The 8,398-nt window shown below is 45.5% G+C and carries 7 protein-coding genes; all 7 read left to right on the top strand.

Annotated features, from left to right (window positions below; genetic code table 11):
- Nucleotides 1–507 (top strand): hypothetical protein (locus tag H6F98_RS00245; RefSeq protein ID WP_199348225.1); only part of this gene is annotated, 507 nt, incomplete at its 5' end.
- 42 nt (nt 508–549) lie between these two features.
- A complete protein-coding gene (locus H6F98_RS00240; RefSeq protein ID WP_192216666.1) occupies nt 550–1,182 on the top strand; it encodes a restriction endonuclease subunit R in 633 nt (210 codons plus the stop codon).
- 10 nt (nt 1,183–1,192) lie between these two features.
- Nucleotides 1,193–1,822: a type I restriction endonuclease gene (locus H6F98_RS00235; RefSeq protein ID WP_192216665.1), complete on the top strand. Its 630-nt coding sequence runs from the start codon at nt 1,193–1,195 to the stop codon at nt 1,820–1,822.
- Nucleotides 1,823–1,942: 120 nt separating this feature from the next.
- Nucleotides 1,943–4,852: an ATP-binding protein gene (locus tag H6F98_RS00230; protein ID WP_192216664.1), complete on the top strand. Its 2,910-nt coding sequence runs from the start codon at nt 1,943–1,945 to the stop codon at nt 4,850–4,852.
- Between the two features lie 168 nt (nt 4,853–5,020).
- Nucleotides 5,021–6,106, top strand: coding sequence for a hypothetical protein (locus H6F98_RS00225; RefSeq protein WP_199348224.1), 1,086 nt, complete (start codon nt 5,021–5,023; stop codon nt 6,104–6,106).
- 328 nt (nt 6,107–6,434) lie between these two features.
- On the top strand, nt 6,435–7,961 hold the full coding sequence (xisF, locus tag H6F98_RS00220; protein WP_192216663.1) for a fdxN element excision recombinase XisF: 1,527 nt from the start codon (nt 6,435–6,437) through the stop codon (nt 7,959–7,961).
- Nucleotides 7,962–7,977: 16 nt separating this feature from the next.
- Entirely contained in the window at nt 7,978–8,370 is a 393-nt protein-coding gene (locus H6F98_RS00215) for an IS1 family transposase (protein ID WP_192216662.1), read from the top strand.
- The last annotated feature ends 28 nt before the right edge of the window (nt 8,371–8,398 follow it).

Below are 8,398 nucleotides of genomic sequence, written 5' to 3'. Positions count from 1 at the left end.
CGCTACGAATATGGAGAAGCGATCGTAGAGTTTGACGAAGCCAATACCTTAGCGCGGGGTGTCGGTATCGAACTTGACGGTGCTGGTGGCTTAACTGATGGCAAACTCGCCCTCGTCAAAAAGACCAAAAACCAAGTACAACTGCAAGATTATAGTGATCGCGGTGCTTTTGAAGACTTAGGCATCCAGAAAACCGAGAAACAACAGACTTTCAACGTCAAACCCCAAGCCATTGGTGCTGCACCCACCCTCATCGACATCCTGCACCGCCTCTTGTGGCTGTCCGAACACAAACCCCTAGAAATTCCTAACTTCCTCGCTTTAGCACAACCCGACGCCACCCAACTGCGTCTGGTTGCCCAAGCTTTAGCCGGACGCGCCCTTACCCCAGAACCGGGACAGGAAGATGGGATACAAGGGCGCACTCAAGAACAACAGGCGATCGATACCCTACTCGCCTCTTGGAAACGAGTTGTAGAAGAGAACTTGTTTACTCAAAGAAAGTAACCTTTCCTTGTTCTATTCCCTATTCTCCATTCCTTAATAACTATGGTTCAGACAATTCAAGCCAAAGATATAGACTTACGCTACTTAATCGACAATTTTGGTCTTCTACTCGTTCAGGATGACCAATTTTTCTCAGAGTGGCAAGAGAACCTACCAGAAATCACGGATTTAGACAAGCGACTTCTAGATAAAGTAAAGGCGGGTTATTTTAATCTCCTTAATTACCCACCTCTTTTAGAAGATGTTATTAGAATGGCAATCCTCGACCCGCTTCTCTTCATTGGAGACTTTTATTTAGCTCCCTTTTATGTGAAATCAGAAGAATCTGTAGATATTGCTGTAGAAGATGAGGGGACTATTGTCAAGGGAAAAATTGATACGTTAGTTTTGAAAGACCAATTTTGGGTGATGGCGATTGAGTCAAAAAGAGCATCTTTTTCCATAGAAGCAGGACTCTCGCAGATTATTACTTATATGTTGGCAAACCCCCATCCAGAAAAACCAAGCTTCGGCATGATTACCACAGGTGGGAGTTTCATCTTCATCAAATTAGTCAAAGGCGAAACACCACAATATGCCACATCTGATATTTTCGATATTCGCAATCGCGGCAATGAGCTATACAGCGTCCTCAGTATCTTAAAAAAACTAAGTCAAATAGTCATTAGTAATTAACGCACTCATTATGGTTAAAACTCTTCAAGCCAAAAACCTTAGCCTGTACGACCTAGAAAAGAAATTTAACCTCACCCTAGCTGAAGATGAGCAATTCTTTACCGAGTGGAGAGAGGACTTACCCGCCATCACTGACTCCCAAAAGCAAGCCCTAGACCGGATTAAAGCCAACTATCTCAATTTAAACAGACGCCGCCCCATGTTAGAAGACATGGTAAAAATGGTGGTGCTGTCTCCCTTGCTGGATTTAGCCGATTTTTATAATCAAGATTTTGATATTCAAACCGAGGCTGAGGTCGAAATTTTTCTGGAAGATGAAGATGAAATTATCAAAGGATATATTGATGTCTTGACCCTCAAAGACGACCTCTGGATACTGGTTATCGAGTCCAAGCGAACTCAAGTCGATGTCATGTCGGCACTTTCCCAACTTCTATTTTATATGCTCAATAATCCCAACCCGGTTCAAGAAACGTTTGGATTAATGACCAATGGTCGGGAGTTTGTTTTTATCAAACTGACCCAACAAGAAACTCCCAAATATGCTTATTCTAAAGCGTTCGATATCCAGACTCGTGAAAATGAGCTGTACTCTGTCCTGAGTATATTAAAGCGTCTCGGTTCGCGGGTAAGCAGATAGCTGCCACCCACTTCTTCAGGAAAAAAAGTCAGAAAAGTTGCGTCTACCCCAATCAGATGGGAACACTCTTAAAAGAGACCTCCATGCTGACCGACCCCCAATCTCTCCCTCGAAGAATATATGAGTAGCGCCTATCAAATCAAACCCTGGACGCAAGTCGTTACCCCCCACCCAGATATCCTGGCGGGTAACTTAGATAATGCCACCTATGCCGCAAGCCTGGGTGCTGTGATTCGTCAAGAACCCAAATGCCCCAAGGTTTACCGTGACGCTCGTGACTTCTTCGCCGCCACCTATCTTACCAAGGAACTGAGAAAGTTACTCGAAGATGTTCTTAAAGGCTTGCGGGGAGAACCTGGCGATCGCGTCCTGCAACTGCGTACCCCCTTCGGCGGCGGCAAAACCCACGCCTTAATTAGCCTTTATCACATTACCAAACATCGCCAGGAACTACAAGGATTTCCGCAATTAGACACGCTTCCAGAACCCGGTACGGTACAGGTTGCCACCTTAATCGGTCTGGACATCAGCGCCAGTACCGGAATTCAGATTGAAAACGGTCCCCGCATTCTTACACCTTGGGGCTACTTTGCATGGCAGCTCGGTGGACATCAAGCCTACTCCCTGGTAGAAACCGAAGACCAGCAGCGCATTGCCCCTGGTAACGACGTGCTGCGGAAAATATTTGGCGATCGCTCTATCCTACTCCTGATCGACGAATTTCTTGTCTATATCGAGAATGCGATGGGGTTACAGGTAGGAGACTCAACCTTCGGTCGGCAGGTTCTCACCTTCGTGCAGAAACTCACCGAACTGGTTCGAGACCTCCCTAAGACAGTTTTAGTTTATTCCCTCCAAGCCAGCGTTCAGGAATCCTTTGGCAATGAAGGTTTGCTGAGTGCTTTGGATAAACTCGTCAGCCGAATTGATGCTAAAAAAGAACCCGTTTCCGGCGATGAAGTGATGAAAGTCGTCCAGCGGCGTTTGTTTACCGATGTGGGCGATCCAGCGATTATCACTGAAGTCGCACGGCAGCAAGCCGAACTCTACCGCAAGTTCCGCGAGAGTTATGCCGATACCAACCGGGAAAAACAGGAAGTCCAACAACAAGCTGATTTACTGGCAGATCGGATTCAATCCAGCTACCCCTTTCATCCTGACTTACTGGATTTGATGTATCACCGTTGGGGTAGTCTTCCCAGTTATCAACGCACTCGCGGTGCGCTGCAATTCCTCGCCAGTACTGTTTATGCTCTCCGCGAAGCCCAAGACCCCTCCTGGCTGATTAGTCCGGGCAATGTTCTCTTTAGCCATGAAGCGGTGAGAAATGCGTTCTTCACTCAGGTGGGAGAGCGAGATGCCTACACTTCCGTGCTAGCGGCGGACATTACGGGGCGTAAGGCGAAGGTGAAAATCGTCGATAACCGCATTGCCCAAGATGCACCCGCCCTCTCGCAGTTAAAGGTGGGAACTCGTCTGGCTTCAGCTATCTTAATGTATTCGTTCGGGGCAAGAAGCGGCGAAGACCGAGGTGTTTTGGAACAGGATATAACCGGGGCTTGTTTGACAGCAGGGCTTGACCGCACGACGATAACGGCAGCTCTAAGTGACTTGCGGGAACAGTTACTTTACTTGCACTATGTCGGGCGTCGCTATCGGTTTGAAACCAAGCCGAATCTCAACAAGCTGATTACCGACGAAGAAAGTAAAGTGAGCGGGGATGAAGTTTTAGAACAAATCCGCTCTGAGCTAGATAAGGCATTGCAGACTCAACGCGGCAAGGTGGTGGTATGGCCTGCCCAGTCTAGTCGAATCACTGACCAAGTGCCGCAGTTTAGCGTAGTTTATCTCGACCCTAGCTGGGCACAGAAGAGTCCGGAGGCGGCTATCGAGGATGCCCTCTCATGGTTGGAAAACCGAGGCAACGACAAGCGAGAATACAAGAATGCGATCGCGTTTGTGGTTCCCAATCGAGCGCAGATGGATAAAGCCCGAAAAGGTGCGAGAATGGCACTAGCGATCACCTCACTCATCGAGCAGAAGAAGAAGTACAAGTTCACTGCTGAAGATGCCGATGAACTGACTGCCAAAGGCAGAGATACTGCCAACGAAGTGAGCGCCGCGATTCGCCGCCTCTATGACTATGTTCTGTTACCACTGCCCGACCCTAATGGCTCCAAACCCGTCCGCCTAGAAACAATTGATTTACAGTCCCAACTCAACACCAGTCAGAACCTACAAGACCGAGTGTTAGACGCGCTGAAAAATCACGTCTTTGAGTCCATTACCCCTGGCAAATTGGTACGGCTGTCTGGTTTAGAGAACCCGGATACTGAATATATTACGGCAGAGGAACTGGTCAGTTATTTCTTCCGCTTCCCCAACTTTCCCAAGATGTTAGGGGTAGAACCCATTAAAAGAGCCATTCTCAAAGCGGTAGAACAAGGCATTCTGGGTTACGTCCCCTCGATGACGGTTTCCTCCGATGGCACGCCGCTGGTGGAAAATCCCAGTCTAGTTAGCTTGAACCAAGTGATTCCGCCTGACGAGTTAGACATTTCCGGCTATCTATTGTCACCCAGCCTAGCCACTCAACTGCGTACTCCGACTTTAGCTGATGAAGAACTGGATAGAACATCAGAGGACGATTCCGAAGATGACACCAACCAGCAAAAAACCACACTTGACTATCGGGGTGGCATCAGCACGGCTCAAAAGACGGTAAGGGAAGATACAAAGGCTGTTGAATACAAGTCTCAAGGCAGCAGCGTCAAACGTTCAGTCTTAGTAGACATTGTTAATGGTAAACAACCCGCTCGCCACTACAAACTGACTTCTACAACGAACAAATCTCAAATCTTTCAACTGTTTGAAGTGCTGCAAGCGTTATCTGACAAAGCTGATGATATGACAATCAGCATTGAAGTGCGAGCGCATACGCAAAAGGAATTTGATGCCACTTGGATTCGCAATGCGATTGAAGAACCGCTGGATGAGATGGATATTCAAGCGTCTACTCAACTGGAATAGTTAGAAGAAAACAGAGAAACAGCAGGAAGATACTCACCAGAAGCGGGAACACAGGTAATGAAGTCCTGAGAATTAAAGAGTTCAAGACGGCAAAGTTTTGCGAACAAGTGTACTATTCTCCGTCAAGGTAATAAACTAATTCTGAACTGTTCGCTTCACTTGCAACCCGTGCTGCATTCCTACAAAGTTCCGACTGACGTAATTCCAACTACCGAACAAGACAAAAGAGCTTTTGCCGAACGGATATTGCAGCGGCAACCAGCTCTGCTGGAATTACCTCTTATTCTCGTCCCAGAGCATCTTCTTCATATCCCAGAAGAATTTCGTCAGCAGAAGGCAGTTGTAATATCTGCCTTAAATCGATGGATGACACGAGCAAAAGAAGAAGACTTGCGACTGAATATTGAGCGACCTTGGATTCCCACAGCAGAGATATACATCCCTAACACTCTTAGGGGAAAAAGATTTTTCAAAATCGCTAAAGCGATCGGAAAAATTCCCTCCACCCTTAATATCGTCCCTAAAAACCAGAACCAGGCTTACTGGCTTCTAACTATGCGCTACTTCTGGCAGGCAAGAGGAGTACTTTTCGCTCATAAGCTTTTGGGAATCATTCCCAACCCAATAGAAGAACAAGGCGTTCTCTTGCGTTACTTACCAGAAACGAGCCTTAAAAACCTGGAATTAATTACGGACATAGACTTGGCTTGCTTCAAACTTCTAGTTAGGGGAGGGCGATACATCAGAGAGTGGGCAGCAACCAAGAAGATTCGCTACCCCTTCAAAAGCCCGATGGATCTATTCCTGAAAATTCAAAGGCAGAGTTTTCTAATAAGTTGGATACTGGGTCCATGTGACTCAGAACCCAATTGGCTATCTAATGCACAACAAAGAGATAACATCTCTGCCCGGATACGACTTCTAAAAAAGAAGCGTTGGCTAGAACCTGCTGCCATGAGACAGCCTTACTTAGAGATGGAACAAGCCTATCTTGACTTTCTTCAGAAAGTCGGCTGGTACGGTTACTGGCTCCTGGCGCTGCGAGACCACTTTGACGAAGAGCAATTTGAGGAAAAGCTTCTCAGCGGTCATTGGCAGGATTACATCAACGCCTTGAGAGCTGGGAAAGAGTTATTTATCTCGGAGTTCGACTGGCGTGGGGGACAACCCTACAAGACAAAGACAACCAGCAAGATGCAACGAGTTGAAGGATTTATAGACTTACTGGGCTATATTCACTGGGTCTGGACGTAATATTTCTTAACAAGTTCAAAAAAACCGCTTCCCTAAGTGTTCGGGTTGGTAGTGTCTATAGCAACCTCTCAAATGTTGATAGACAACAGCCCGTCTCATGATTAGTTTGCTCCTACCAAGAAGATTATTAATATTAGATACTTTAAGGACTTACTTTCTTAAAGCTAAGCCCGAACAATTCAGACTAATTAACTTAGAGAAAAAGAGATTCTTTCGAGTTCTATTCGAGAGTTTTTGACGAATGTTTGTGCATATCCAGTGGGCAGTGGATATGCACAAACATCGGTTAAAATTTTTCAATGTACTGCCGAAATTTAGGATTGATAAAATGGCAAAAGTTGTTGGTTATGCTAGAGTTTCTTCCCGCGAACAAGCTGTTGACTCTCATGCTTTAGAGCAACAGATAGCCAGATTGGAAGCGGCTGGCGCTACGGAAATCTTTAAAGATATCCAATCGGGGAGCAGAGATGACAGACCTGCACTTAATGAGCTAATGGATTTGGTTCATCAACGGAAAGTTGATGAAGTCATTATTACCAGAATCGACCGACTTGCTAGGTCTTTAACTAAACTGCGCGAGTGTATTGATGTCTTTCAAGAAGTTGGTGTCAATCTCAGAATTTTAGACCAACAAATTGACTTAAGTACATCGCAAGGCAAGTTGATGGCTAATGTCTTGGGGTCTCTTGCCGAATGGGAAACCGATTTGCTATCAGAACGAACTCGACATGGCAAACAACACCGTAGAAATAAGAGAACAGCCTGTGACACATCTCCTTGGGGTTATCGAGTCGTTAAAGACAAATATGAACTAGATTATCGCCTCTTCCTCTGCCTGATTGAAAACCGTCCTGCCAACTATCTAGACCTTTATAGTGAAGTTCCCGAAAAGCTTCCAGGTCTGACAATCAAACAGATTGCTAGAGACTGTATTGATATTTTTCTCCAAGAGAGAGGGGTTAGTCGGGCAGTTCGAGCGATTTTCAAAAAATATGGCATCGCCAAGACAAGTGCACACAAAAATGGTGAAGACGGAATCTTTCATTGGACACCTGGTGGCTTCAATCGCTGGTTAACTAACCCCGTGTTATGTGGGCATACTGTTTATTTCAAGAAGCTTACTATAGGCAAAGGGAAGAGAAAGCTAAATGACCCAGCTAATTGGCAAATTATCTCTGATACTCATCCTGAACATCGCTTGCTTACTGATGAAGAAGCTACCGAGATTAAGCAAATCATTAAATTTAACTCAAGAGTGGGACATTTTAGCCTTAATAAAGACCCTTCTCAGCCTGATATTTATCGAGAACATACCTATCAGAGCGGTCTGGTTTTTTGTGAGGAATGTGGGTCAAAATGCATCTCAAAAAGTGCTAAGAAGAAGCAAGGACATTATTACTATTTTGCCTGTAGATATGCGGGAATGGGATGCGGAAACCTCAAATCCACTCGCAAACAAACAATTGAAGATGTCCTAATTAAGACGTTAGTGCAGACCTCTGCAACCCTCGGTCAGGAATCCAACGCTCAACGCTTATCCTCCCCAGAAAAATCAGACAAGTTGAAGCAATTGGAAGCTCGGCTAGAGGCTCTTGAAAAGATTCCGGGCTTTGACCCTGATCTGGAAAGTCTCAAAGCTAAGACTCGTCAACAAATTACCGAAGAAATTAATCCATTTTTGTCCGAGTCCCTAGCTTCTAAAACAGCAGAAGAGATTATTCGAGCTGGTAACAACTTAGCCATCTGGCACACCCTGAGTAACGACGATAAGTTCAAGATTTACCGCAAAATTATCCAGCGAATCACTATCCACAACGGAGAAGTGAAATCGGTAGTTCTCAAAATTTCTAATTGAATTCATTGAGGTTTTTATGAATCCACAAGAAACTTTTTATCTCAATAAGCTGCGCTGTGAAGTAGCCATGCAGCAAGCTTTGAAAGACTGGCAATCCTCACCCCAATTTTCGGGTATCGAGTGTCCGAGGTGTCAATCCCGGCAGATTGCTAAAAATGGTAGTCCTGGGGGTACACAACGTTACCTCTGCAATAGTTGTGGGCGAGCTTTTAAGGAAAGACCCAAAATTGAGTGTCATTGTTTGATTCCTGGTCAACAGCCTTCTTGTCAGGACTGTCCGCATTTTAAGAAGTTTTTGGGGAGTGTCAAGCAGAGGGTAGATAGTTTGCGAGGATTAACTCTCCAAGAGTTACAACGCCTTCAATCTGACGCAACTCCCTTAAAAGAACCTGAGTTTGATATAGGATAGGCTTGCCGCTCAAAAAGACCATCACGAA

The sequence above is a fragment of the Microcoleus sp. FACHB-SPT15 genome (genome assembly GCF_014849525.1).
GTDB classification, from domain to species: domain Bacteria; phylum Cyanobacteriota; class Cyanobacteriia; order Cyanobacteriales; family Coleofasciculaceae; genus Symplocastrum; species Symplocastrum torsivum.
This window is presented reverse-complemented; position numbering and strand designations above follow the sequence as displayed.